This is a genomic window from Falsiroseomonas bella, from assembly GCF_003173615.1.
GTDB lineage: Bacteria > Pseudomonadota > Alphaproteobacteria > Acetobacterales > Acetobacteraceae > Falsiroseomonas > Falsiroseomonas bella.
This window is the reverse complement of the sequence record NZ_QGNA01000002.1, coordinates 217631-243804: the sequence shown is the minus strand read 5'-3', so window position 1 is coordinate 243804 and position 26174 is coordinate 217631. Positions and strand designations below refer to the sequence as shown.

Here is a 26174-nt window from a genome sequence, read left to right as displayed (position 1 = left end):
AAGGGACGGATGACGGAACGGAACCTGGTTCTGGCGGGCGGCGGGCATGCGCATGTCGAGGTGCTGCGCCAGCTTGCCGCGCGGCCGATCGCCGGCTGGCGTGTGGTGCTGGTCACGCGCGAGGTCTTCTCGCCCTATTCGGGCATGCTGCCCGGCGTGGCGGCCGGGCTCTATCGCCCGGAGCAGGCGCTGATCGACACGCGCGCGCTGGCGGCGCGGGCCGGCGCGACTCTGGTGGTGGACCGGGTCACGGGACTCGACCCCGATGCGCGGCTGCTGCGGCGCGCGGAGGGCGCCCCCCTGCCCTATGACCTGCTTTCGATCGACACCGGCGCGACGCCCGATACGTCGCGCGTGCCCGGCGCGGCGGAGCATGCCGTGCCGCTCAAGCCAATCGACAGCCTGCTCGCGCGGCTCGACGGCCTGTTCGCGCAGGCGGAGGGCGGGCAGACCGTGGCGGTGGTCGGCGGCGGCGCCGCCGGCTGCGAAATGGCGCTTGCCATGGCCGCGCGACTCGGACCGCGCGGCGTGCGGGTGGTGCTGGTGGCGGGCGTGGGCGGCGTGCTGCCGCGCCTGCCGGAACCGGCCGTGCGCCGCATGACGCAGGCGCTGGCGGAACGCGGCGTCACGCTGCGGGCCGGCGAGGACGTGGCGCAGGTGACGGCGACGGCGTTGCACTTCGCCAAGGCCCCGCCGGTCGCCGCCGATGTGGTGCTCTGGGCCACTGGTGCCGCGGCGGCGCCGTGGCTGGAGGAGAGCGGGCTGCGCCGGGACGCGCGCGGCTTCATGCTGGTGGAGTCGACGCTGCAGGCCGTGAACCGCCCCGAGGTCTTCGCGGCCGGCGATGTCGCCAGCCTGCTGCCGGAGCCGCTGCCCAAGGCCGGGGTCTTCGCGGTGCGCCAGGGACCGGTGCTGGCCCAGAACCTGCGTGCCGCGGCGGAGGGCCGGTCTCTGACGCGGTATGAGCCGCAGAAGGACTGGCTGGTGCTGCTCTCGCTGGGCGACGGGCGCGCGATCGGCACGCGCAACGGGCTCGTCTTTTCGGGGCGCTGGGTGTGGTGGTGGAAGGACTGGATCGACCGCCGCTTCATGGCCCGCTACCAGGGCGCCGCGTCGTGACGCTGCTGCGCGACCGCCGGCTGTGGATCGCGCTCGGCATCGTCGCGGCGCTGGCCGCGCTGCGCCTGACGCCGCTCGGTGATCTTCTCACGCTGGAGACGCTGGCGCGGCACCAGGCCACGCTGGATGGCTTCGTCGCGCGGCACGCTCTGGTCGCCGCGCTCATCTATCTGCTGGCTTATGTCGCGGTCGTGGCCTTCTCGCTGCCGGGCGCGACGGCCATGACGCTTGCGGGCGGGCTGCTCTTCGGCGCGGTTGCGGCCACGGGCCTCGCTGTGGTGGGCGCGACGCTCGGCGCGACGCTGGTCTTCCTGTTCGCGCGGCGCCTGTTCGGGGCGGATGCGCTGGGGCGGCTCGGGCCACGGGCGAAGACGCTGGCAGCGGGCATCCAGCGCGACGCGGCCTCCTACCTGCTGGTTCTTCGCCTGGTGCCGCTGTTTCCCTTCTTCCTGGTGAACCTCGTTCCGGCCTTTGCCGGCGTGCGCCTGCCCGTCTTCGTGGCGACGACCTTCGTGGGCATCATTCCCGCCACCGCGGTCTTCGCCCTGGCCGGCGCAGGACTGGGGGAGGTGCTTGCGGCCGGCGGCGACTTCGAGATCGAGCGCGTGCTGACGCCCCAGGTGCTGGGCGCGCTGCTCGGCCTCGCCGCCTTGTCCCTGGCAGCGATCCCGCTGCGACGACGCTTCGCGCGGGATTGAAGCCCAGGCGCCGGAACCCGGGCGAAGCCTCGCCCAGCGATGGAACTTCGCGCCGCCCCATGCCTTCGGATCTGGACCTGGGCAGGCAGCCTTCGCGCTCCCATGCGGTCGTCATGGCCGATCGCCCGGTGTTCACGACGGGAAGGAAGGAAGCGGGCATTGCTGGCCGATCTCGACGGGTATGCGCGGAAAACGATCGACGCACTCGGCTGGGCGCCACCCTGGCTGATCAGCCTGTGCGTGCTGGCCGTCGCGGCGCTTCTTGCCATCGGGGTGCATCGCCTGCTGCACCGCGCGGCGACGCGGTTGGTCGCCGGCCGCGAGCTGTTCTGGCGCTCGCTGGTGGCCCGCGCGAAGGGCCCGACGCGGCTGGCGCTGATCGTGCTGTTCATCGGCCCCGCCGCTTCCATCGCGCCGCTGACCTTCGCCGAGGCCGCCTTCGTTCGCCAGGTGCTGCTGCTGTGCTTCATCGGGCTGGTGGCCTGGGTGGCGCTGACGGCGCTGCGGATCTGGACCACGCTGCATCTGCGCCGATTCAAGCTGGACACCGAGGACAACCTGCTGGCGCGCAAGCATGTCACGCAGTCCCGCATCCTGCAGCGCGTGGCGGCGGTGCTGATCATCCTGGTCGCCACCGCGATCGGGCTGATGACCTTTCCCTCCGTCCGGCAATACGGCGTCAGCCTTCTGGCCTCGGCCGGCGCGGCGGGTCTCGTCGTCGGCCTGGCGCTGCAGCCGCTGCTGAAGAACCTCATCGCCGGCATCCAGCTTGCGGTGACGCAGCCCATCCGGCTGGAGGACGCGGTGATCGTGGAGAGCGAATGGGGCAATGTGGAGGAGATCACCTCCACCTATGTCGTGGTGCGCCTGTGGGATCTGCGGCGCATGGTGCTGCCGCTGACCTACTTCATCGAGCGGCCCTTCCAGAACTGGACGCGGGAGAGCTCGGCGATCATCGGCAACGTCATGCTATACTTGGACTACACGGCCCCGGTGGCCGCCTTGCGTGCGAAGCTGGAGGAGATCGCGCGGGCCTCCCGCTTCTGGGACGGCAAGGTGGTGAACCTGCAGGTCACCGACTTGAGGCAGGACACGATGGAGGTGCGCATGCTGGTCAGCGCCGGCACCGCCGGCCGGGCCTTCGACCTGCGCTGCGAAGTGCGCGAGAAGATCATCGCCTGGCTCCAGGCCGAGCATCCGCGTGCCCTGCCCCGCCGCCGCACCGAGATCGAGCGCCTGCCCCGCGGCGCCGCCTGGCTGGAGGACCGCAACGCCGCCTGAGCCTCGCCCGGGCGGTTGAAACCCGGCCGAAGCTTTCGCATATCGCGCGCCGCGCCATGATGATGCGGAGCTTTGACAGGTGAGCGAGACGGTCGAACGGCATGAATTCGGCGCCGAGGTGGGGCGCCTGCTCGATCTGGTCGTGCATGCGCTCTACTCGGAGCGCGAGATCTTCCTGCGGGAGCTGGTGGCGAATGCCGCCGATGCGGTGGACCGCCGCCGCTTCGAATCCCTGACCGGCCAGGCGCCGGCGCTGCCGGAGCATGCGAAGCTTCGCGTCGTGCCGGACAAGGCGGCGCGGACGCTGACCATCTCCGACTCCGGCATCGGGATGAGCAAGGCGGAACTGGCGCAGCATCTCGGCACCATCGCGCGGTCCGGCACGCTGGCCTTCGCGCAATCCCTGGCCGAGGCCCCGGGGGCGGAGAAGCCGAGCCTGATCGGCCAGTTCGGCGTGGGCTTCTACTCGGCCTTCATGGTGGCCGATCGTGTCGAGGTGACGTCCCGCCGCGCCGGGGCGGAGGAGGCCTGGCGCTGGGAGAGCGACGGCAAGGGCCAATACACCATCGCCCCCGCGGAACGCGCCGAGACCGGCACGGACATCGTGCTTCACATGAAGGCGGATGCGGAGGAGTTCCTTGATCCGTGGCGGCTGCAGGCGATCATCCGCAAATGGGCCGACCACATCACCGTCCCCATCACGCTGCTGCGCGACGGCAAGGAGGAGCCGGCGAACGAGGGCACCGCGCTGTGGCGCAAGCCGCGGTCGGATGTCACCGCAGAGCAATATCGCGACTTCTACCGCCATATCGCGCATGCCTTCGACGAGCCCTGGGCCACGCTGCACTGGCGGGCGGAAGGCACGCTGGACTTCTCCGCGTTGCTGTTCATCCCTTCCGCCAAGCCCTTCATGGCGATGGAGGACAGCCGCGAGAGCCGCGTGCGGCTGCATGTGCGGCGGATGTTCATCACCGAGGAAGCCGGGCTGCTGCCGCCCTGGCTGCGCTTCGTACAGGGCGTCGTGGACACCGAGGACCTGCCGCTGAATGTCAGCCGCGAGATGCTGCAGGCGACACCCGTGCTCGCGCGCATCCGCAAGGCCGCGACGGGGCGCGTGCTGTCGGAGCTGAAGGCGAAGGCGAAGGACGCGGAGGCCTATGCGCCGTTCTGGGAGCATTTCGGCCAGGTCCTGAAGGAAGGCGTCTTCGAGGATGCGGAGCATCGGAAGGATGTGGCTGCGCTGCTGCGCTTCCGGTCCTCCGCCGTGGAGGGCTGGACCTCGCTGGCCGACTATGTCGGGCGGATGAAAGAGGGCCAGGCGGCGATCTACATCCTGGTCGGCGACGACCCGGCGGCGCTGGCGAAGTCGCCGCAGCTGGAAGGCTTCCGCGCCAAGGGTGTCGAGGTGCTGCTGCTGTCGGACGGCATCGACGCCTTCTGGCCGGAACAGCTCGGGACGTTCGAGGACAAGCCGATCCGCAGCATCACCCAGGCCGGCGCGGATCTCTCCGCCATCGCGGGCGCTACGGCGGAGGGCGAGGCTGCGGATCTCACCCTGCTGCTGCCGCGGATCAAGGAAGCGCTGAAGGACGAGGTCAGCGAGGTGCGTGCGACCGACCGCCTGGTGGACAGCGCGGTGGTGCTGGCCGCGGCGCAGCACGGGCCCGACCTGCAGATGGCGCGCATCCTGCGCCGCGCCGGGCGCGGCTTCGGCGGCCCGCCGGTGCTGGAGGTGAACCCGCGCCACCCGCTGATCCGCAAACTGGCGGAAGGCGCCGCCACGGATACGACGCTGGCGGAGACGGCGGGCCTGCTGCTCGACCTGGCGCGCATGCAGGATGGCGAGGCGCCGCGCGACCCGGCGGGCTTCGCGAAGCGCGTGGCGGCGGCGCTGGCCGGCGGCTGACGCCGCACCCGCCTTACCGCGCGCTGCCGTCCGCTATGGCCGGGTCCTGCGGCCGCGCGGCGAGTTGCGCGCCGCCGCAGACATGGATCACCTCGCCGGTGACGAAGCGCGCATCAGGCGAGCAGAGGAAGGCGATGGCGCCGGCCACGTCCTCCGGCGTGCCGATGCGGTCCAGCACGCCGATGCGGATGTGCTCATCCTCCGCGCGGCGCTGCGCCTCCTCGCCGCCGGCGAAGTTGAAGCCGGTGCGCAGGTAGCTCGGCGCCACCGCATTCACCGTGACGCCGAGCGGACCGAGCTGCACCGCGAGCGAGCGCGTGAGCCCCACGAGGCCGGCCTTGGACGCCGTGTAGGCCGGGCCCGCGCCGCTGAGCCAGACGCGGGAGGCGATGTTGACGATGCTGCCCGCGCGCTGCCGCTGCCAGAAGCGCAGCGATTCCTGCGCCAGCAACATCGGCGCGGTGAGGTTCACGGCTATCACCGCATCCCAGTCGGCCAGGTCCACCTCTCCGATGCGGCGCGCACGGCTCAGGCCGGCATTGTTCACCAGGCAGTCGAGCCTTCCGCATTCCGCCTCGATCCGGTCCATTACCGCGCGGGGTGCGTCGCGGTCGACGAGATCGGCGTGGATACCGAGCACGGGCAGGCCCGTCTCCGCATGCAGCGCTGCCACGGCGGCATCGAGCGCAGCGGCGTCGCGGTCCACCAGCGCCGGCACGATGCCGTCCCGCGCGAGGCGACGTGCGGTCGCCAGCCCGATGGCACCGGCGCCGCCGGTGATCAGGGCGATGCGCGGATCCGGCATGGCCTGGCCCTCAGCAATAGCCGGTCGAGCCGTCCGGCCGGCGCGGCAGCTTGCGCTCCCAATGGATGTAGCGGTCCTCCGCCAGCACGGCTTCGTCCATCTCCACGCCCCAGCCGGGCCGGTCATGGCGCAGTTCGAGGAAGCCGCCCTTCGGCAGGTAGGGATCGCGCACATAGGGGGCGCGGTCGGGCAGCTTGTACTCCAGGATCGTCACATTCGGCTGCGCGGCGCAGAAATGCACGTTCACCGCCGTCGCGAGCGGACCCATCGGGTTGTGCGGTGCGACGTTGACATAATGAGCCTCGGCCAGGGCCGCGATCTTGCGCATTTCGAGCAGGCCGCCGACGACGCAGATGTCGGGCTGGATGATGTCGGCCCCGCCCAGCTGCAGCAGGCGCAGGAACTCGAAGCGGCTGTAGAGGCTCTCCCCCGTGGCCAGCGGGCAGCGGAGCTGCGGCTTCATGCGGCCCCAGGCCTCGATGTTCTCGGGGCGGATCGGCTCCTCGTAGAAGAGCGGGTCGAAGGGGGCGAGGGCGTTGCCGAGCTGCACCGCCTGCCAGGGCTCGAAGAGGCGCGCATGCGCATCGAAGGCGAATTCGAAGCGGTCCGGGCAGATGGTGCGCAGCTTCTCCACCCAGCGCGCGGTGCTGCGCAACACCTCCCGCCAGGGCACGGCATTCGGGTCCACGCGGAACGGCTTGAACTTGAAGGCGGTGAAGCCGTGCTCCGCCTCCATCCGCAGGCAGAGATCCAACGCCTCCTCCGCATCCGGCGCGGTGCCGAGGCTCAGATAGACCCGCACCTTCTCCCGCGCATGGCCGCCGATCAGGTTGAAGACCGGCACGCCGAGCGACTTGGCGCTGATGTCCCACAGCGCGTGATCGACGGCGCTGACGGCGGCGAGGCCGAGCGCGCCGGGCGGGAAGCGCGCCTGCTGCAGCATCTTCAGGATCAGGTATTCGATGCGGCGCGGATCCTCGCCGCCAATCTGCAGCGCCAGATACTCCAGCAGCGGCGGCAGCGCGCGGTCGGGGCCGTGGTTGTAGCACTCGCCCCAGCCAGTGATGCCTTCGTCCGTGTCGATCGCGACGATGACTCGCGGACGGTCGCGGTCGCGCGTCATGAAGCTGCGAAGGCCGGTGATGCGCATGGCGCGTTCCTGTTCAGCCGGCGTAGCGCGTCTGCGGCAGGCCGGTGGTGCCGAGGCCGGTCACGGCAAACAGTCCGCCGGCGCCCGGCTGCCGCGCCTCGGTGCCCGGCGTCAGGCCGACGCCGATCGAGGTGACGTAGAGCGTATCGAGCCGCGGCCCGCCCCACATCGGGCGGGAGGGACGCTCGACCGGCATCTCGACGATGCGGTCCACGCGGCCATCCGGCGTGATGCGGACCAGCTGCCAGCCGCCGACGCCCGCCATCCAGTAGCAACCATCCGCGTCGACGGTTGCACCATCGGGGCGGCCGGCGACGGCGCGCGTGTCGAAGAACAGCTCGCGCGGCCCGATCGTGCCGGTGTCGAGGTCGTAGGGGGCGCGCCAGATCGTGCGCACCGAGGGATGGCTGTCGGAGAAGTAGATCGTGCGGCCATCCGGTGCGAAGGCGAGGCCGTTCGTCGTCCAGAAGCCGTCGGGGCCACGCGCCACGCCGCGGTCCGGGTCGAGGCGCCAGAAGGTGCCGCGCGCGGAGGGCTCGCCCTGGTCCTTCATCGTGCCGGCCCAGAAGCGGCCGCGCGCGTCCGTGGCGCCGTCGTTGAAGCGATTCTCCGGCAACTCGACCTCGGGGTCCGCGATGGAGGTGCAGCCGCCGGTCGCGGGATCGAACAGATGGAAGCCGCTGCGCGTCGCGAGCACGAGCCCGCCCGCCGCATGTCGGGCGAGGCAGCCCACCGCTTCCCCGATCTCCCAGCGCCGCTCCTCGCCGGACGCATCGTGGCGGTGAACGAGGCCGGCGGGGATGTCCACCCACCATAGCGCCTGGTCCTCCACGTCCCACACCGCGCCTTCGCCGACTCGCGCCGTGACATTGCCGACACGCTCGACCACCGGCCGTGTCATCGCGGATGGTCCCCCGCCTCGCCCTGGAAGATGCGGCGCTGTGCGCGCGTGATGTGATCGGCCATGGCCTTCTCCGCGCCCGCCGCATCGCGCGCAACGATGGCATCCAGGATCGCGCGGTGCTCGGCGCGGACGCGCGCGATACGGCTCGGCGTGCGGCGTTGCGCCAGGCGCGGCAGCATGCGCATGCAGGTGTCGATGTGCGGGCGGAGCACGTGCAGCGTCTCCAGGAAGAAGCGGTTGCCGCTGGCCTCGGCGACCGCATCGTGGAAGCGGAAATCGGCCTCGTTGCCGAGCGCGCCGGTCTGCAGCACGGCCTCAAGATGCGCATGCGCCGCGCGCAGCGCCTCGCGTTGCGCCGGGGTACGGTGGCGCGCGGCGAGACCTGCGGCACGGGACTCGATCGTGAGGCGGAACTCGAAGCAGCGCTCGATGTCGGCGACGCAGGAGATCGGGGCGAAGGGCGCTGGCACCTGATCCTCCGGCCGGCGCACATAGGAACCGGAGCCGCGACGGGAGGAGATGAAGTCCTCCTCCCTGAGCCGCGCCAGCGCCTGGCGCACGACAGGCCGGGAGACGCCGAAATCGGCCGCGAGCAGCTCCTCGCTCGGCAGCCGCTCGCCAGGCGCGTAGTCGCCCGACAGGATGCGGCCCAGCAGCGCCTCATAGAGGCGGTCGCGACTGAGCGGTGCCGTCGCCTCGACAGTGCTTCGCACGCCTCGCGCGATGCGGCCAGGGACGGCATCCCGCAACGCTGCTGCGGAACTGGAACGCGAAGCGGGCATGACCCTCCCGAGCTGCCGGACTGACCAGATCAGTCTAACTGCCGCAAAATCAGTTTGACAACTTTTGCGCCAAGGCGGAGCCTCTGCCGGTCCAAGGATGCACGGCACGCCGAAGGCGGCGGCCGGCGGGAGGGTTATGCCGCATGACGCCACGACGCAGCCTGCTCAGCCTGTCCGTGGGCTGTGCACTGGCGCTGGGCCTGGTGGCCCCGGTCGCCGCACAGAACGCGCATGAGGCCCCGAGCCTCGCACAGCGCGTCGGGCGCGGCGAGTTGCCGCCGCTGGCGCAGCGCATCGGCAGCCAGCCGGAAGTGATCACGCCGCTGGAGCGCGTCGGCACCTATGGCGGGCGGCTGCGCTTCGGTCTGCGCGGCAGTTCCGACCACAACCACATACTGCGCGTCGTCGGGCCGCAGGGCCTGGTGCGCTGGGATCAGCAATACACGCGCATCGTGCCGAACGTCGCCCGCTCCTTCGAGGTCAGCGACGACGCGCGCGTCTTCACCTTCCATCTGCGCCAGGGCATGCGCTGGTCCGACGGCACGCCCTTCACCGCGGATGACGTGCTGTTCAACATGGAGGACGTGGTCCTCGCCGGCGCGCTGGCTCCGACACCGCCGCGCTACCGGGCCGGCGGGCAAAATGTGCGCGTGGAAAAGCTGGATGCCCACACTGTCCGCTTCACCTTTGCCGAGCCCTATGGCGATTTCCTTGCCGAGCTCGCTTCGCCGCTCGGGCAGCATCCAGTGCTGTACGCGAAGCACTACTGCAGCCAGTTCCTGCCGAAATACAACCCGAACGTTGCCGATCTCGTGCGCGCGGCGAATGCGGCCGACTGGCAGAACCTGTTCATGGCGCGGTGCGGCGACATCGAGATCCCCTCGCGCTGGGGCAACCCGGAACGCCCGACGCTCGACCCGTGGGTGGTGCGCGAGCCCTATGTCGGCGGCGCCACACGCGTGGTAATGGTGCGCAACCCCTATTTCTGGCAGGTGGACACCGCCGGGAATCAGCTGCCCTATATCGACGAGCTCTTCGCGCCGATCGCACAGGATGTGCAGAGCCTCGTGCTGGAGGCGATCGCGGGCCGCATCGACTTCCAGATCCGCCATCTCGACGCGCCCTCGAATCGGCCGGTGCTGGCGCAGAACCGCGACCGCGGCGGCTACCGCTTCGTCGAGGCGTCGTCGGTCGGCGGCACCAACATGGTGATCAACCTCAACCTGACGCATCGCGATCCCGAATGGCGGCGGCTGTTCAACACGCGGGACTTCCGCGTGGCGCTCTCGCTCGGCATGGACCGCAAGGCGGTGATCGAGACGGCGCTGCTGGGCGAGGGCGAGCCCTGGCAGAACGGGCCCTTCGAGAATCATCCGAACTTCCACCGCCGGCTGGCCACGCAGTATCTCGACTACAACCAGGCGGAGGCGAACAGGCTGCTAGACGGCCTCGGGCTGCGGCGCGGGCCTGACGGCATCCGACTGCTGCCGTCGGGCAAGCCGCTGCGCTTCAAGGTGGATGTGATCCCGACGCTGCAGCCCGAGCAGGTGGACATGCTGCAGCTGATCAGCCAGCAATGGCGCCGCATCGGCGTGGCGATGGACGTGAACCCGCTGGAGCGCACCTTCTTCTACCAGCGCACCTCCGAGGGCAACGAGCACGACGCCGCCGTTTGGGGCGGCCAGGCCAGCTGGGTGCCGGGCGAGATTCCGCAGCAGATCGTGCCCGTGCATCACGACAGCCGCTGGGGCATCCCCTGGGTGCAGTGGTATCGCAGCGGCGGTGCGCAGGGCGAGGAACCGCCGGCGTCGGTGCGCGAGCGCATGCGACTCTACGACCAGGCGCGCGCAACAGTGGATCCGGATGCGCGGCGCGCCCTGATGATCCGCGTGGCCGACATCGCCGCCGAAGAGTTCGAGGTGTTCAGCGTCTCCAAGGCGCTGCCGACCTACGGCATCGTCAGCACCGGGCTCGGCAACGTGCCGCAGGCGATGCCCTCCTCCTGGTACTATCCGACGCCGGCGCCGACGCTCCCGCAGGCTTGGTTCTGGGCGACGCCGCAGCGCGGGCGCTGAGGCCCGTGCTGCTCGCCTTCATCGTCCGGCGCATCCTCTGGACGGTGCCCTTCCTGATCGCGGTGTCCCTGGTCAGCTTCGCGCTGATCCAGGCGCCGCCGGGAGACTACCTGACGAGCTTCGCTGCGACGCTCGCCGCGTCCGGCGACGAGGTGGACCAGGGGCGGCTCGAGGCGCTGCGTGAGCGCTACGGCCTCGATCAGCCCTTCCTGGTGCAGTACTGGCGCTGGATCTCCGGCGTGCTGCAGGGCGATTTCGGCATCAGCTTCGAATGGCAGCAGCCGGTCGCGAACCTGATCTGGGAACGCATGGGGCTCTCGGTGTGCCTGGCGCTGGGCACACTGCTCTTCACCTGGGCTGTGGCGTTCCCGGTGGGCATCTACTCCGCGGTGCGGAAATACTCGATCGGCGACTATGTCGCGACAACCTTCGGCTTCATCGGACTCGCGACGCCGAACTTCCTGATCGCGCTGGTGCTGATGTATATCGGCGTGATCTATTTCGGCTCCGACGTCAGCGGCCTGTTCTCCGAGGAATACCAGAACGCGCCATGGAGCTGGGGCAAGGTGCTGGACCTGCTGGCACATCTCTGGATCCCGGTGATCATCCTCGGCACGTCATCCTCCGCCAGCCTGATCCGCATCATGCGCGCGAACCTGCTGGATGAGCTGCACAAACCCTATGTCGTCACAGCGCGCGCAAAGGGACTTTCCGAGTTCACGCTGCTGATGCGCTATCCCGTACGGCTCGCGCTCAATCCCTTCGTCAGCACGATCGGCTGGGCCTTTCCGCAGCTGATCTCGGGCGCGGTGATCACGGCATTCGTGCTGTCCCTGCCGACCTCCGGCCCCCTGTTGCTGCAGGCGCTGCTGGCGCAGGACATGTATCTGGCGGGGGCCTTCATCCTGCTGCTGTGCAGCCTGACGGTGGTCGGGATGCTGGTGTCGGACATCCTGCTGGCGCTGATCGATCCGCGGGTGCGCTACCAATGAGCGTCGCCGTCACGGATCCGCGGGAACACCGCACGGCGGAGCAGGCCTCCCAGTGGAAGCTGATGTGGTGGGCGTTCCGGCGCCACCGCCTGGCGCGCTGGTCCCTCTATATCGTCGTCGCGCTCTACGCCATCGGCGCGCTGGCGGAGTTCTTCTCGCCCTTCGATCCCGATGCGGCAAGTGCACGGGACGTCTTCCACCCGCCCCAGGCCATCAACTTCATCGACACAGCGCCCGATGGGTCCTGGACCATCCGGCCCTGGGTGCAGGGCCACCGCCTGGTGCGCGACCGGTTCACGCTGGAACAGAGCTTCGTCGTCGATCCGAACCGGAAGATCTACCTCTCCTTCTTCGGCAAGGCGGAACCCGTGAAGCTCGCTGGGCTGTTCACGATCGAGCGGCGCTTCCTGACAGCCGCCGAGCAGGGCGAGCGCTTCTTCCTGTTCGGCGCGGACCGGCTCGGGCGCGACATGCTCAGCCGGGTGATCCACGGCACGCGCATATCGCTCTCCATCGGCCTGGTCGGCGTGGCGATGAGCCTGGTGCTCGGCCTGCTGCTCGGCGGCATCTCGGGCTACTACGGCGGCACGGTGGACATGGCGATCCAGCGGGTGATCGAGTTCATCCTGTCGCTGCCCACCATTCCGATCTGGCTCGGCCTGACGGCGGCGCTGCCGCAGGATTGGTCGCCGCTGACGCGCTACTTCGCCATCACGATCATCCTCTCCCTCGTCACCTGGACGGAGCTGGCGCGCGTGGTGCGCGGGCGATTCCTGGCGTTGCGGGGCGAGGATTTCGTCACGGCCGCGCGGCTCGATGGTTGCAGCCAGGCCCGCATCATCTTCCGGCACATGCTGCCATCGCTCGCCTCGCACGTCATCGCCTCGATCACGCTGGCTGTCCCGCTGATGATCCTGGCGGAGACCTCCCTCTCCTTCCTCGGCCTCGGCCTCCAGCCGCCGACAATCTCCTGGGGCGTCCTGCTGAAGGAGGCGCAGAACATCCGCTCCATCGCGCAGGCGCCCTGGCTGTTCATACCTGGCGGCGCGGTGTGTCTCGCGGTGCTGGCGCTGAACTTCCTGGGCGACGGGCTGCGCGACGCCGCGGATCCCTACGCGCAGGACGGGCGCTGACCATGCCAGACACGATGCAGGCGGCATGGTCGCCGGGCGAGGCCGAAGCCGCGCCGGTCGTGCTGGAGGTGCAGGGCCTCGCCGTGGATTTCCCCTCGCGCCGCGGGGTCTTCCGCGCGGTGGACGGGGTGGACCTCGTGCTGCGTTCTGGCCGGACCCTCGCCGTGGTCGGCGAGAGCGGCAGCGGCAAGAGCGTGACGGCACGCGCCATCCTGCAGATCCTGGACCAGCCGGGCCGGATCGCGGCGGGGCGCGTGCTACTGCACCGCCACCACACCACCAAGGGCGCCGCCGCGTCCGGCGGCGCCGAGGAAGTCGTGGAGCTGTCCGCGCTCGCGCCGCGCAGCGCGGCGATCCGGGCCATTCGCGGCCGCGACATCGCGATGATCTTCCAGGAGCCGATGAGCTCCCTCTCCCCGGTGCACACGATCGGCGCGCAGATCATCGAGGCGATCCGGCTGCATGACCGCCTGGGCAAGCGCGCAGCCCGCGAACGCGCGATCGACCTGCTGCGCCAGGTTGAAATCCCCCGGCCCGAGACGGCGGTGGATCGCTACACCTTCGAATTCTCGGGCGGCATGCGCCAGCGCGCGATGATCGCGATGGCGCTGGCCTGCAACCCGTCCGTGCTGATCGCGGACGAGCCCACCACCGCGCTGGACGTGACCACCCAGGCCGAGATCCTGGACCTGATCCGCCGCCTGCAGGCCAGCCACGGCATGGCGGTGATGCTGATCACCCACGACATGGGCGTTGTGGCGGAGATGGCGGACGAGGTCGCAGTGATGCGCCATGGCCAGGTGGTGGAACGCGGCCCGATCCTGGATGTGTTCGAACGCCCGCAGCACGACTACACGCGGATGCTTCTGGGCGCCGTGCGCGCTTTGGACCGTCCCTCGCCGCGCCGCCTGGCGATGCGCGCGGCCAACCCACCCGGCGCGCCCCTCCTGCGGATCGAGGCACTGCGCAAGGTCTTTCCCGGCCAGCGCCGGATCTTTCGCGCCGCGGCGCCGCCTGTGATCGCGGTCGATGACGTCACGCTGGAGTTGCGCGCCGGCGAAACGCTCGGCGTGGTGGGCGAGAGCGGATCGGGTAAGACCACGCTCGGGCGCTGCGTGATGGGCCTGTTCGACGGTCTCGGCGGCCGGATCGAGTATGTCGGCCGGGACGGGTCGCAAACCAATCTGCTCGGCCTGCGCGAGAGCGCGCTGCGGCCGTTGCGGCGCGAGATCCGCATGGTCTTCCAGGACCCCTTCTCCAGCCTCAACCCGCGCATGACCGTGGAGCAGATCATCGGCGAGCCGATGCTGGTCAACGGCATGCTGTCCGGCGCGGCGCTGCAGCGGCGGGTCGCCGAGTTGCTGGAGATGGTGGGCCTGCCGGCGACAGCGATGGAGCGCTACCCGCATGCCTTCTCCGGCGGCCAGCGCCAGCGCATCGGCATCGCGCGCGCCATCGCGCTGGATCCACGCGTGATCGTGGCCGACGAGCCGACCTCGGCGCTGGATGTCTCGCTGCGCAGCCAGGTGCTGGACCTGCTGCTGGACCTGCAGCAGCGGCTCGGCCTCTCCTTCATCTTCATCAGCCACGACATCGGCGTGATCCGCTATTTCTGCGATCGCGTCGCGGTGATGTACCGCGGAAAGGTGGTGGAGATCGGCGAGACCGAAGCCGTCTGCACCGCACCGCAGCACGCCTACACGCGTGCGCTGCTTTCCGCCGTGCCGCATCCCGATCCCCGTCGTCGCGGCCTTTCCGGCCGCCACCGCTACACCGAGGGCGCATGAAGATCACCGGCGTCGAGACGCATCTGCTGCAGGTCGGCGCGCGCCCGGCCGTACCCGGCCTTGGCACCAGCCGCGGCGCGGACGGCCATGGCGGGTCGCGCAACTGGCTTTTCGTGCGCGTGTTGACGGACGAGGGCATCCATGGCGTCGGCGAGGGATCCGGCTGGCCGCGCGTGGTGCGCGCCGCGGTGGAGGACTACGCCAACCTCCTGATCGGCGAGGACCCGCGCGACGTGGATCGCCTCTGGCACAAGCTCTATCTCGGCTCGATGGGCCACGGCCTGCTCGGCACGGTCGGCGGCGGCGCGCTCAGCGCGATCGAGATGGCGCTGTGGGACATCAAGGGCAAGGCGCTCGGCCTGCCAGTGTGGCAGTTGCTGGGCGGACGCTTCCGCGACCGCATCCCGGTCTATGGCCATGCGAAGACGCCGGAGCGCGCGCGCGAACTGATGGCGCTCGGCATCAAGGGCGTGAAGGTCGGCTTCACCGGCGCGGTGGACATCGACGCCGTCGCCGCCGTGCGGGATGCCGTCGGCTCCGAGGTGGACGTGATGGTGGACGCGCATGGCCCGTCCTGGATGACGCCGCAGGACGCGATCCTGGTCGGGCGCGAGCTGGAGCAGCTCGACATCCTGTTTTACGAGGACCCGGTGGCGCCGGAGAACCTGGATGCGCTGGAGCGCGTGCGCGATGCGCTGGACGTGCCGATCGCGGCCGGCGAGCGCGTCGCGACGCTCTGGGGCATGCGCCCCTATATCGAGCGCGACCTGGTGGACGTGATCCAGCCCGACACCGGCCGCGCCGGCGGCATCACACAGATGCGCAAGATGGCCGCGATGGCGGAGGCGCATTTCATCACCATGGCGCCACATTCCGGCTCGCTCGGGCCGGTCGCCGAATTCGCCGCGCTGCATGTGATGGCATCCATCCCCAACGCGCTGATGCTGGAACGCGTGGAGTTCGACTGGCCGGGCCGGGCGGAGGTGGTGGCGCCCGCGCTGCGCACCGTGGATGGCTGCCTGCCCGTGCCGGATGCGCCTGGCCTCGGCGTGGACCTGATGCTGGAGGAGATCGCCAAGCATCCCTCGGTGCGCAACGTCGCGACCTTCCCCGATGACGGCCAGGCTTTCGAGCCGGGGACGGCCGCGGAGCACAACTACTTCCAGACGCGGCGCGCCCGTGCGCGGCGGCTGCGGGGGCGCTGGGAATGAGGATTTCGCGCGTCGCCTCGACCGCCTTCATCTATCCAAGCCGCATCGCGCGCGACAGCGACGGCCATGCGCATCCGGGCGAGGAGACGATCGCGCGCGCCGCGATGCTGGAGATCACGGCGGAAGACGGCACGGTCGGCCGCGCCCTCGCCGCGCCAGCCGACGTGGAGGAAGGGCTGCTCGCGGCTTTCGTCCGCCCCGTCCTGCTCGGCGCCGATCCGCTACGGCGCGAGAAGCTGTGGCGCGCGCTGTACAAGAGCCAGCGCGGCAGCGGCCAGCGCTTCACCGACCGCGTGCTCTGCGCGGTGGACCTCGCGCTGTGGGACCTTGCCGGCAAGCTGCTCGGCGCGCCAGTGTGGAAGCTTGCGGGCGGCATGCGAGACCGCATACTCGCCTATGGCAGCACCATGTGCGGCGACGACCTGGAAGGCGGGCTGCGCACGCCGGAGGATTATGCGCGCTATGCCGATTGGCTGGTGCGCGTGCGCGGCTACAGGGCGGTGAAGCTGCACACCTGGATGCCACCCATCCCGGGCGCGCCGGATGTGCGCATGGACTACAAGGCCTGCGCCGCGGTGCGCGAGGCGGTGGGGCCCGACATTCCGCTGATGCTCGATCCGTCCCACTGGTACTCGCGCGAGGATGCGGCGTGGCTCGGCCGCAAGCTGCAGGAGCTCGGCTTCCTCTGGATGGAGGAGCCGATGGAGGAAGCCTCGCTGTCCTCCTATCGCTGGCTGTCGGAACAGCTCTCGCTCAACATCCTCGGGCCGGAGAGCATGCCGGGCAAGCACTGGACGCGCGCCGAGTGGATCGCGGGCGCAGCCTGCGACATGATCCGCTGCGGCGTGTGGGGCGTCGGCGGCATCACGCCCTGCCTGAAGATCGCGGCGACCGCCGAAAGCTTCAACATGAGCTGCGAGATCCACGGCACCGGCGCGGGCAATCTCGCCGTCTGCGGCGCGATCCCGAACACCACCTTCTACGAGCGCGGCTTGCTGCATCCCTTCCTCGACTACGACGCGCCGCCGCCCTACCTGACGCGCGCCGACGATCCGATGGATGCGGAGGGCTACGTGCATCTCTCGCAGGAGCCCGGCCTCGGGCACGCGCTCGATCTCGACTACATCGCCGCCCATCGCGTGGGGAACGCCTGATGCCGCGCATCGAGCATGTTGCCGTCACCCCGGTCGCCTTCCGCGACCCGCCGCTGCTCAACGCGGCCGGCGTGCATGAGCCCTGGTGCCTGCGCTCCATTATCGAGGTGACGATCGAGGGCGGCATCACGGGCCTCGGCGAGACCTATGGCGATGACGGCATCCGCCGCTGCCTGGAAGCCGCGGCGCCGGCGCTGGTCGGGCTCGACGTCACCGACCTCGCGGGCCTCGAGCGCGCGGCGCAGGCCGCCTGCGCGGCGACAACCATCCCGGCGAAGGAATCCTCCTCCCGCACCGGGCAGGACATGCTGGTGGCGCGCGTCTTCGGCGCCTTCGAGGTGGCGGCGACGGATGCGCTGGCGCGGCACCTGAACCTGCCGGTGGCCTCCCTGCTCGGCGGGCAGGTGCGCGACAGCATCCCCTTCGCCGCCTATCTCTTCTACAAGTTCGAGCGGCACAGATTCGATCCGTCCATCCCGGCCGACCCGTGGGGCGAGGCGCTGACGCCGGAAGGCGTGGTGGAGCAGGCGCGGCGCATGGTGGCACTGCACGGCTTCCGTTCGCTCAAGCTGAAGGCCGGCGTTCTGGAGCCCGAGGCAGAGGTGGAGGCGCTGCTGGCGCTGCGCGCCGCCTTTCCCGATGCGCCGCTGCGCATCGACCCGAACTGCGCCTGGCATGTCCACACCGCGCTCAAGCTGCTGCCGAAGATGCTGCCGGTGCTGGAGTATCTCGAGGACCCGGTGCCGGGCATCACGCCGATGGCAGCGGTGCAGGCCGCCTGCCCGATTCCGCTGGCGACCAACATGTGCGTCGTCGCCTGGGCGCATCTGGCGCCGGCGATCCGGCAGGATGCGGTGCGCGTGATCCTCTCGGACCATCACTACTGGGGTGGGCTGCGCGCCAGTCGGGAACTCGCGCGCATCTGCGCGGTGTGGGGGCTCGGTTTGTCCATGCATTCCAACTCGCATCTCGGCATCAGCCTGGCGGCGATGGCGCATTTGGCCGCCGCGACGCCGAACCTCACCTATGACTGCGACACGCATTACCCGTGGCTCGATGACGACCTGATCGAGGGCGGCAAGCTGCCGATCACGGATGGCGCGCTGCGCGTGCCGCCCGGCCCTGGCCTCGGCGTGACGCTGGACCGCGCGAAGCTTGCGGCGATGCATGCCGACTGGCAGCGCTGCGGCATCCGCAAGCGCGACGACGGGACCGAAATGCGGAAATACCAGCCCGACTGGCAGGACAAGCGGCCGCGCTGGTAGGGCGCCGCGTCAGCCCTCCACGGCGCAGCCGAACTCCGCCGCCGCCTCCAGCACCGCCTCCACCAGGCTTGCGCCGTAGGAGCGGAGGCATGCGAGGCACCATGCATCACCCGCGTCCGGGGCGCGCCAGAGCGTCACGCCGATGTGCCCGGCGAGCGTCACGGCCGCCGCGCCGGGCGGAAAGACGCATTCTTCGAGATCCACCGGCAGCAGCTTGCAGAGTGCATCGCGGAGGCGCGGCCCTGACAGGCTGAGGATCGCGCGCGCGCCGGTCAGGTCGGTGACGGGGGCCGCCTCGCCCAGCGCCGCCGCGAGATCCGGCGCGAAGCCGAATGCCGAGTGCCCCGCGCGCCCGCCATCCAGCGCGAGCCATTGGTTGGGGCCGGTCCAGACCAGTTCGATCCCGCCTGCTGCCGTGCAAGCACGGCTGCGCGGCACTGCAAGGCCGAAGCCTGCGCGCAGCGCTTCCTGCAACGCCGCCTTGCGCCCGTCGCGCAAGGCGATCGCCGCAACGGCCAATCCGGCACGCTCGCGCAGCATTACGCCCGCGGCGCCCTCCATCTGACCGTGCCGGCCGAGGCGCAGCCGGCCGGCGAGAGCGGGGCGCGGGGTCATCGGCGCCTCAGCCACGGCTGCGTTCCCCTTGTGGATCCACGAAGACCGGCGGGCAGATTTCGGCTTCCAGGTCGCCGCCGCGCAGCGGATCGAAGACGCGGATGCGCTGCCCGAGGCGCGCGGTGCCGTCCGACAGCAGCGCAAGTGCGATCGGCATGCCCAGCGTCGGCGAAAAGCAGGCAGAGGTGACATGGCCTAGCCCGTTCGCCGTGACCGCCGCCACGCCAGGCTCCAGCAGATGCGACCCGGCACGGATCGGCGTGCGCCCATCGGCGGGCTTCAGCCCGACCAGCACCGGCCGCGCCGGATCGGTCAGGGCCGGTCGCTCCGCCAGGCGCCGCCCGATGCAGTCTTTCCGTGTCGAGACGAGCCGGCCGAGCCCGAGATCGCGCGCCGTGGTCTGGCCGTTCAACTCGCCGCCCGCGGGGTGGCCCTTCTCGATGCGCAGCACGCCGAGCGCTTCGGTGCCATAGGGCGTCACGCCGAAGGACGCGCCGCGCTCCATGATCCGCCGCATCGCGGCCTCGGCGTAGTCCGCCGGTACGCCGAGCTCATAGGCCAGCTCCCCGGAGAAGGAGAGGCGATACAGACGGCAGGGCACGCCGCCGAGGCGCACCGCGATCCATGCCATGTGCGGCAGCGCTGCGTTGGAGAGATCGGGCCCCGGATCGAGCACCGCCGCCAGCAGGTCGCGCGCGCGCGGGCCGGCGACGGAAAGCTGCGCCCAGGCATCGGTGACCGAGAGCAGCGAGACATCGAGCGCCGGACGCAGAACCTGATGGCAGTATTCCAGGTGCTGCAGCACGGCGCCCGCATTCGCCGTGGTGGTGGTGACGAAGAAGCGGTCCTCGGCGAGCCGTGCGACCGTGCCGTCATCCATCACGAAGCCGTCCTCGCGCAGCATGAGGCCGTAGCGCAGCCGGCCCACCGCAAGCGTCGAGATGGTGTTGGCATAGACAAGGTCGAGCAGCGCGGCGGCGCCGGGCCCGGCGACCTCGATCTTGCCGAGGGTGGAGACGTCGCAGACGCCGACCGCGTTGCGCACCGCCAGCACTTCGCGGTCCACGCTGTCGCGCCAACCGGCCTCGCCCGGTCGCGCGTACCATTGCGCGCGGTACCACAGGCCCGCCTCCACGAAGCTGGCGCCGTTCGCGGCGGCCCAGTCATGCAGCGGCGTGTGGCGCGCCGGCCGGAAGTGCCGGCCGCGATGCGGACCCGCGACGGCGCCGATCGCCACCGGCGTCCAGGGCGGGCGATGCGTGGTGGTGCCGACCTCCGAAATCGCCTGGCCGGCGAGGCGCGCCAGGATCGCCAGGCCGTTGACGCCCGCGGTCTTGCCCTGGTCGGTCGCCATGCCGAGCGTGGTGTAGCGCTTCGCATGTTCCGCGGCGCGAAACCCCTCGCGATGCGCGAGCGCGATGTCGGCGTCGGTCACGTCGTGCTGCAGATCCACGAAGGCCTTGCCGCGGCCGCCGGGCACGTGGAACAGCGGCACCGCATCGCGCGGCGCATCCTCGGCGCGCGGGATCTCCGGCGCCGCCGCGTCGAAGCCGCAAGCCTGTGCGGCGGCCAGCCCCGTCGCCGCCCCGTCCGCGAGCGCCGCATGCGTGGAGAAACGCCCGGCGGCGGCACCCGCCACGACGAGGCCGGGCGGCAGTTCGCCCGGCACGAAGGCATGGATCGCCGCATCCCAGCGCGGCCGGTTGCCCAGGTGGCAGGCGAGATGCAGCGACGGATTCCACCCGCCGGAGACGGCCAGGAGATCGGCGCCGACGCCCTCCTCCCGTCCCGCGGCATCGGCGAAGCGCACGGCGGTGAGATGCCGGCCGCCCTGCGTGCCCGTCACCCGCCCCCCCGCGACCAGGCGCAGCCCATGCCGCGCAGCAAGCTGCGCCTGTTCAGGCGGCACCTCCGCGCGGGCATCCACGACGGCGTCGATCTGCGCACCGCCGCGCAGGAGATCGGCAACGCTGCGCCAGCCATCGTCGCCAACCGTGAACACCACCGCCCGCCTGCCCGGCAGCACGGCATGGCGATTCAGGTAGCTGCGCACGGCGCCCGCGAGCATGACGCCAGGCCTGTCATTGCCGCCGAAGACCACGGGCCGCTCGATCGCGCCGGCAGCGAGCACGATGCGCCGCGCGACGATCTTCCAGCTGCGCTGCCGCGGCAGATGCGCTGGCGGCTCCGGCAGGTGGTCGGCCACGCGCTCGACCGCCGCGACGACGCCGCCATCGAGCAGCGCGAAGGCGCTCGTCCGGCGCAGGATGCGCAGGCGCGGCATGTCGGCGAGCTCCGCCTCGACCGCGCCCGCCCATTCGGCGCCGGGGCGGCCATCCACCTCCTCGGCTTCCGAGAGCAGCCGGCCGCCGAGCGCGGCATCCTCCTCCACCAGCAGCACGCGCGCGCCGGCGCGACCGGCCGCGAGCGCGGCCATCAGCCCCGCGGGTCCGGCGCCGATCACCAGCACGTCGCAATGGGCATGCGCGCGCTCGTAGCGGTCCGGGTCCGCGGCCTGCGGCGCGCGGCCGAGGCCAGCGGCGCGGCGGATCAGCGGCTCGTAGAGCTTCTCCCAGAAGGCGGCCGGCCACATGAAGGTCTTGTAGTAGAAGCCCGCCCCGATCATCGGTGCCAACACGCCGTTGACCGCGCCGAGGTCGAAGCCGAGGGAGGGCCAGCGATTCTGGCTGCGTGCCTCCAGCCCCTCGAACAGCTCGACCTGGGTCGCGCGCGTATTCGGCTCGCGCCGCGCGCCGCCGCGCAACTCGACGAGCGCGTTCGGCTCCTCCGGTCCGGCCGAGAGGATGCCGCGGGGACGGTGATACTTGAAGGACCGACCGACCAGCCGCACGCCGTTCGCCAGCAAGGCGGAGGCCAGCGTGTCACCGGGATGGCCATGCAGAAGCCGCTCGTCGAAGCGGAAGGGAAGCACGCGGCTGCGATCGATCAGCCCGCCTTCCCCGAGGCGCCAGCGTTGCGCGCTCATGCGTCGCGCGCCGGGCGCACGGCGATCACGGCATGCGTCAACGTGTCGCGCTCCACCACCAGCCAGGCGCGGCAGCCATGCTGGTGCTGCCACAGATCCCGATGCGGACCGCGCGGATTCTCGCGCGCATGCGCATAGGCCACCCAATCGGGCACCGGTGCATCGGCATCGGGCCGGACGGGATCGGCGGCGCCGAGCACCGTGAACTCCTCGTTGCCACGGGTGCCGCAGAAGGGGCAGTTGATGCGCATCAGGCCCTCAGTGGAGGTTGGGCCGGGCGCCGGCGCCCTTCTCGTCCAGCACCGCGCCGGTTGCGAAGCGGTCGAGACGGAAGGCGGCGTTCAGCGGATGCGGCTGCCCGGTGGCGATGGTGTGCGCGAAGCACCAGCCGGAGGCCGGTGTCGCCTTGAAGCCGCCGTAGCACCAGCCGCAATTCAGGAAGAGCCCCTCCACCGGCGTGCGGTCGATGATCGGCGAGCCGTCCATGCTCATGTCCATCACGCCGCCCCATTGGCGCAGGTAGCGCAGCCGCGAGAAGGCCGGGAAGAGCGTGACGGCGCATTCCATCACCTCCTCCACCACCGGCAGGCTGCCGCGCTGTGCGTAGCTGTTGTAGCCGTCTATGTCGCCGCCGAAGACGAGGCCGCCCTTGTCGGACTGGCTGACATAGAAATGCCCCGCACCGAAGGTGACGACGGTGTCCAGCAAGGGCTTCACCGCTTCGCTGACGAAGGCCTGCAGCACGTGGCTCTCGATCGGCAGGCGCAGGCCCGCCATCGCGGCGACACGACTGGAATGGCCCGCGGCGGCAAGGCCGATCCGACGCGCGCCGATGAAGCCACGAGTCGTCTCCACGCCCAGAACGCGCCCTGCCTCGACGCGGATGCCCGTGACCTCGGTGTTCTGCAGGATGTCCGCGCCGCGCCGATCCGCCGCGCGGGCATAGCCCCAGGCGACCGCATCGTGCCGCACCGTACCGCCGCGCTGCTGCAGCAGGCCGCCCTTCACCGGGAAGCGGGCATCCTGCATCTCGATGCCCGGCACCATGGCGCGCACCGTCACGGCATCCAGCAAATCGGCGTCCACGCCGGCCAGGCGCATCGCATTGCCGCGGCGCGCATAGGCGTCGCGCTGCGCATCGGAGTGGAAGAGGTTCAGCACGCCACGCTGGGACACCATCGCGTTGTAGTTCAGGTCCTGTTCCAGCCCTTCCCAGAGCTGCAGCGACTTCTCGTAGAAGTGGGTGTTGGCGGGCAGTAGGTAGTTGGATCGGATGATCGTCGTGTTCCGCCCGACATTGCCCGAGCCGATGTAGCCCTTCTCCAGCACGGCAACGTCGGTGATGCCGTGCTCCTTCGCGAGATAGTAGGCCGTGGCGAGGCCATGACCGCCGCCACCCACGATCAGCGTGTCGTAGCGTTGCTTCGGCGCCGGGTCGCGCCAGACCGGCGCCCAGAGCCGGTTGCCGGTCAGCGCATTCTTCAGCAGGCCGAAGATCGAGTAGTCCATGCGCTGCTCCGTCGCGCGCCCCGCCGCGTCATCTCACGACGGCGACAGCCGCCACGAGCCGATGCCGCCGAGAGGCGACGCAGCAAGCCAGAGGCACGGCCTGCCGGGAAGCCCCCGACCTGTTCGCGGCCTGTTCGCAGCGCACGGATAGTTTCTTTCCCTCCGTCAGGGCGATCGTTCCGGGGCGCATCGCAGCACCGGCCACAGCGCGGCACGCCCGAAGCGCCCTTATTCGGCCGCTCAGGCGCCAGCAGACCTGCGGCATCACAGCAGCGCGACAACTTGCGTTCAGAACAATCGAGATAATGGTCCCATACGCTCAGAGTCCTTGCGTTCAATTCTCGTTGCGGCGCGCGTCTCATGTGAGCATAGCTGCAGATCAAGGGCCGGCCGGCGATGGCCCGAGACACCGTAGTCGGGCCAAGCGTCATGGGAACGAGCTACCGCGAAGGCTATATTTCTCTCCTGGACTCGGTGACCTTCGAAGCGTCTGGAAGCCAATTCGGTGGCAATTCAGCGCCGGAACCCTATCGCGAATTCTTCGGCGTCGGACGGCCGGAGCCGGTCGGCGGCCCGTTCAGCCTGGGTGGCGCCGTATCCGCGAAGCTGCCCTTCCTCGGCGATGTCGAGCTGTTCCGCGCGCGCCTCTTCGGTGAGCTCCGGGCCGTCTTCGGACTCGACATCATGGCGGCCTTCGACCCCGGTTCGATCGACGCGGTCCTGCCCTATGACCTGGCCCTCGCCTTCCCCGATCTCGATCCGGTCGGCGATGCCGGGGAGATCGTCTCGATCCACTTTGCCGGCACGCCGAACTTCGACCGCGATTCCGGCTTCACCACGAGCTTCCCGAGCCTGCGCTTCCAGCTGGACCTGGTCGCGGCGCTGGATGTGCTGCTGGCGGCCGAGCTCGGGGTGGCGGGCAACAACCGCACCTATGTGCTGGCGGACTTCTCGCCCAGCACGACCATCCCGCTGATCTCGGTGGACACGGCGCGGCAGACTGCGGAGGGCGCCGCAGATCCGGTCAACCTGTTCGGCGTCACCACGGAGGAGCTGGTGGACATGGCCGGGCTCGACCCGGCCTATGACGCCAATGGCCAGTTCGCGGGCATCAGCATCCCGCTCAACAGCTTCGTCTCAGCGCCGGAAGCCAAGGAGAAGCCCAAGACCGAGGTGAAGGAGGAGGACGGGGAGAACCCGAGGAAGGACGAAGAGAAACCGGAGGAGCCGGATCTCTCCGGCATCGACCTGGGCTCCATCGACATCCTCGTTCCCAGCATCAACACCGTCTCGAAGCTCGTGAACGGCATCTTCGTCACGGATCCCAGGCGCAAGCTGCTGAACGGCGAGATCGTCCAGGACCTCGACGCGGACGGCAACAACATCGCCGAAGGCAACAAGGACGACCTGGCGCGCCTCGTCCTGGACGTGGACGGGCTGATCACCTTCGCCACGGGCGGGCTCTTCCCGCCGCTGGAATTCGGCTTTCCGCCGCTGGAAGGCAGCCTCGGTCCGCTCGATTTCAGCGCCGCGTTCTACTACAACCTTTTCGACGTGGAGCTGGAGGCGGCGCTGCCGCTGGTCCAGGAATTCACCCTCACGCCCGAGCTGCGCACGCGCCTCAGCTTCTTCGCGCTGAACGAGGATGGCAGCAAGGGCGCCGCGAAGTTCGTAGACGTGGCGCAGGTCGAGCGACAGCTCGTCTACGATCCCACCGGCGTGTTCCAGGACGCCGCAGTGGAAGCGCGGCTGCGGGAACTTGCTGCGCAGAACCTCGCCTACGCCCGCGACGTCGAGCTGTTCGTGGATTTCGAGGATGGGATCCCCGGCGCCTTCACCGGGCAGACCGGCAGCATCGGCGGCCACATGGTCTGGCGGCCGGCCGGCACCACCGAATGGCAGGACCTCGACAACGGCACGGTCCTGGCACGCAGCGCGCCGATCCTGGGCGAGGACCAGACGATCGAGCTCGACCTCGACGGCATCGAGGTCGGCTATCGCATCAGCCGCGGCAGCGGCGACGGTGCGCAGATCGAGGTGATCCGGGTCGCCTTCGATCCCTCGGACAGCCTCTATCGCCAGCAGGTGGCCGAGGTCGTCTCGCCGCTGCAGCAGACGCCCTTCCTGCGCGACATCGGCGCGCTGAGCCTGCGCTACGACGGTGCGATGACTCATGTGGAGGTGGAGACCGAGGCCTATCCGCTTGCGACCAACCGCACCGGGCTGGAATTCGATCTCTCCCTACTGCTCTCGGGCCTCGCGGCCAGCGCGGAGTTCGATGCCAGCGTGGACATCGGGCCCTTCACCCTCGGCGCCGGCTTCGACATCGATCTCGGGCCGCTGTTCCGCGAATCCTTCCCGCTGTTCAACCTTGAGATCGTCGATCTCTACAACAAGGCCTTCCGACTGCAGGACAGCCACGTCGCAAGCTTCGTGCTGGGCGCCGAGCCGCCGGCGCCGCAGTTCGGCGACGCGATCCTCGGCACGCCGCAGGCCGACACGCTGGACGGCACGGAGGGCGACGACCGGATCATCGGCTTTGCGGGGGACGACAGCATCCGCGGCCTCGGCGGTGCCGACACGATCGAGCCCGGCGAAGGTGCCGCGACGATCCAGGGCGGCGACGGCCAGGACGTGCTCGACTTCGGTGGCCTGGACGGGCGCGTCCTCGGCGGCGACCTGTCGGCCACCATCCGCGCGGGCGAGCGCGCCGGCGTGGCCGTGTGGGCCGGTTAGCCGCCCGAAGGCTTCCTTCCCTATGTCGTCCTGCGGCCTGGCACGCCGCAGGCGCCCATATGGGCG

At 70.3% G+C, this 26174-nt stretch carries 20 protein-coding genes; 12 read left to right on the top strand and 8 right to left on the bottom strand.

What is annotated here, in order from left to right:
* Nucleotides 1-9: 9 nt before the first annotated feature.
* From DFH01_RS09480 to htpG, 4 genes are all read left to right on the top strand, one after another.
* The gene (locus DFH01_RS09480) at nt 10-1119 is read left to right on the top strand and encodes an FAD-dependent oxidoreductase (RefSeq protein ID WP_109870206.1); all 1110 of its coding nucleotides are present in this window, start codon (nt 10-12) and stop codon (nt 1117-1119) included.
* On the top strand, nt 1116-1817 hold the full coding sequence (locus tag DFH01_RS09475; RefSeq protein ID WP_109870205.1) for a TVP38/TMEM64 family protein: 702 nt from the start codon (nt 1116-1118) through the stop codon (nt 1815-1817). The genes DFH01_RS09480 and DFH01_RS09475 overlap by 4 nt, the downstream gene beginning before the upstream one ends.
* Before the next feature lie 159 nt (nt 1818-1976).
* A complete protein-coding gene (locus tag DFH01_RS09470) occupies nt 1977-3098 on the top strand; it encodes a mechanosensitive ion channel family protein (RefSeq protein ID WP_233256049.1) in 1122 nt (373 codons plus the stop codon).
* 79 nt (nt 3099-3177) lie between these two features.
* Nucleotides 3178-5004, top strand: coding sequence for a molecular chaperone HtpG (gene htpG / locus DFH01_RS09465; protein WP_109870203.1), 1827 nt, complete (start codon nt 3178-3180; stop codon nt 5002-5004).
* A 13-nt stretch (nt 5005-5017) separates the two neighbouring features.
* On the opposite strand, the gene DFH01_RS09460 is transcribed toward htpG, so the two are convergent.
* From DFH01_RS09460 to DFH01_RS09445, 4 genes are read right to left on the bottom strand one after another with little or no spacing between them, the layout of a single operon-like run.
* Nucleotides 5018-5809: an SDR family NAD(P)-dependent oxidoreductase gene (locus tag DFH01_RS09460; RefSeq protein ID WP_158287683.1), complete on the bottom strand. Its 792-nt coding sequence runs from the start codon at nt 5807-5809 to the stop codon at nt 5018-5020.
* Between the two features lie 10 nt (nt 5810-5819).
* Nucleotides 5820-6959: a mandelate racemase/muconate lactonizing enzyme family protein gene (locus DFH01_RS09455; RefSeq protein WP_109870201.1), complete on the bottom strand. Its 1140-nt coding sequence runs from the start codon at nt 6957-6959 to the stop codon at nt 5820-5822.
* A gap of 13 nt (nt 6960-6972) precedes the next feature.
* A complete protein-coding gene (locus tag DFH01_RS09450; RefSeq protein WP_109870200.1) occupies nt 6973-7860 on the bottom strand; it encodes an SMP-30/gluconolactonase/LRE family protein in 888 nt (295 codons plus the stop codon).
* Entirely contained in the window at nt 7857-8576 is a 720-nt protein-coding gene (locus DFH01_RS09445) for a FadR/GntR family transcriptional regulator (RefSeq protein ID WP_158287682.1), read from the bottom strand. Before DFH01_RS09445 ends, DFH01_RS09450 begins: the two co-directional genes overlap by 4 nt.
* Nucleotides 8577-8788: 212 nt before the next feature.
* Here DFH01_RS09445 and DFH01_RS09440 point away from each other — a divergent pair, with 212 nt between their 5' ends.
* Genes DFH01_RS09440 through DFH01_RS09410 form a run of 7 tightly spaced genes read left to right on the top strand, consistent with a single transcriptional unit; the run spans nt 8789 to nt 18262 of the window.
* Nucleotides 8789-10720, top strand: a complete 1932-nt coding sequence (locus DFH01_RS09440) for an ABC transporter substrate-binding protein (protein ID WP_109870198.1) — start codon at nt 8789-8791, stop codon at nt 10718-10720.
* 5 nt (nt 10721-10725) lie between these two features.
* Nucleotides 10726-11712: an ABC transporter permease gene (locus tag DFH01_RS09435; RefSeq protein WP_109870795.1), complete on the top strand. Its 987-nt coding sequence runs from the start codon at nt 10726-10728 to the stop codon at nt 11710-11712.
* Nucleotides 11709-12845 carry an ABC transporter permease gene (locus tag DFH01_RS09430; RefSeq protein ID WP_109870197.1) on the top strand — a complete coding sequence of 379 codons (1137 nt, stop codon included), beginning with the start codon at nt 11709-11711 and terminating at the stop codon, nt 12843-12845. Before DFH01_RS09435 ends, DFH01_RS09430 begins: the two co-directional genes overlap by 4 nt.
* 2 nt (nt 12846-12847) lie before the next feature.
* Complete coding sequence (locus tag DFH01_RS09425) at nt 12848-14632, top strand: ABC transporter ATP-binding protein (RefSeq protein ID WP_199231185.1); 1785 nt, start codon at nt 12848-12850, stop codon at nt 14630-14632.
* Complete coding sequence (locus DFH01_RS09420) at nt 14629-15843, top strand: mandelate racemase/muconate lactonizing enzyme family protein (protein ID WP_109870196.1); 1215 nt, start codon at nt 14629-14631, stop codon at nt 15841-15843. Before DFH01_RS09425 ends, DFH01_RS09420 begins: the two co-directional genes overlap by 4 nt.
* A complete protein-coding gene (locus tag DFH01_RS09415; RefSeq protein ID WP_109870195.1) occupies nt 15840-16997 on the top strand; it encodes an enolase C-terminal domain-like protein in 1158 nt (385 codons plus the stop codon). The genes DFH01_RS09420 and DFH01_RS09415 overlap by 4 nt, the downstream gene beginning before the upstream one ends.
* Nucleotides 16997-18262, top strand: a complete 1266-nt coding sequence (locus DFH01_RS09410; protein ID WP_109870194.1) for an enolase C-terminal domain-like protein — start codon at nt 16997-16999, stop codon at nt 18260-18262. Before DFH01_RS09415 ends, DFH01_RS09410 begins: the two co-directional genes overlap by 1 nt.
* A gap of 9 nt (nt 18263-18271) precedes the next feature.
* On the opposite strand, the gene DFH01_RS09405 is transcribed toward DFH01_RS09410, so the two are convergent.
* From DFH01_RS09405 to DFH01_RS09390, 4 genes are read right to left on the bottom strand one after another with little or no spacing between them, the layout of a single operon-like run.
* The gene (locus tag DFH01_RS09405; protein ID WP_146217021.1) at nt 18272-18877 is read right to left on the bottom strand and encodes a sarcosine oxidase subunit gamma; all 606 of its coding nucleotides are present in this window, start codon (nt 18875-18877) and stop codon (nt 18272-18274) included.
* 7 nt (nt 18878-18884) lie between these two features.
* Nucleotides 18885-21863 carry a sarcosine oxidase subunit alpha family protein gene (locus DFH01_RS09400; protein WP_109870192.1) on the bottom strand — a complete coding sequence of 993 codons (2979 nt, stop codon included), beginning with the start codon at nt 21861-21863 and terminating at the stop codon, nt 18885-18887.
* Nucleotides 21860-22114, bottom strand: a complete 255-nt coding sequence (locus DFH01_RS09395; RefSeq protein WP_109870191.1) for a sarcosine oxidase subunit delta — start codon at nt 22112-22114, stop codon at nt 21860-21862. Before DFH01_RS09395 ends, DFH01_RS09400 begins: the two co-directional genes overlap by 4 nt.
* Before the next feature lie 7 nt (nt 22115-22121).
* Nucleotides 22122-23372, bottom strand: a complete 1251-nt coding sequence (locus tag DFH01_RS09390) for a sarcosine oxidase subunit beta family protein (protein WP_109870190.1) — start codon at nt 23370-23372, stop codon at nt 22122-22124.
* A gap of 474 nt (nt 23373-23846) precedes the next feature.
* Here DFH01_RS09390 and DFH01_RS09385 point away from each other — a divergent pair, with 474 nt between their 5' ends.
* Nucleotides 23847-26108 carry a calcium-binding protein gene (locus tag DFH01_RS09385; protein WP_158287681.1) on the top strand — a complete coding sequence of 754 codons (2262 nt, stop codon included), beginning with the start codon at nt 23847-23849 and terminating at the stop codon, nt 26106-26108.
* Nucleotides 26109-26174 lie beyond the last annotated feature (66 nt).